Origin of the sequence: Chryseobacterium sp. SIMBA_029, from assembly GCF_046535275.1 — a bacterium.
Lineage (GTDB): Bacteria > Bacteroidota > Bacteroidia > Flavobacteriales > Weeksellaceae > Chryseobacterium.
Window position 1 is genome coordinate 1 of record NZ_JAWRXA010000462.1, and the last position, 262, is coordinate 262.

At 32.4% G+C, this 262-nt stretch carries 1 protein-coding gene; it reads right to left on the reverse strand.

Features of this window, described 5'->3' with window-relative positions; all coding sequences use genetic code 11:
- Positions 1-36: 36 nt before the first annotated feature.
- Positions 37-262, reverse strand: a 226-nt coding sequence (locus SB679_RS24830) for an SRPBCC family protein (protein ID WP_410704956.1), incomplete at its 5' end; no start/stop codon positions are given.

The window sequence follows — 262 nt, forward strand, 5'->3', positions numbered from 1 at the left end:
CTATTTTATTAGTACAAAATTAACTTACTATTTTTTCTAATGATTATCTAAAATTTCCTCCAATTGATTCAATCCCATTTTAAGCCCCTCTTCAAACCCCATTTCCAACATTTTTTTCATTATTTCCTGAGATTGATAATGAATGTTAATCGTTATTTTTGTTCCCTCTTCTACTCCTGTAAATCCGACCAGCCACTTTGACCCTGAAAAATCTTCATTCACATTTCCTTTTTCATCACAAAAGGCACTTGTCCAATCCACG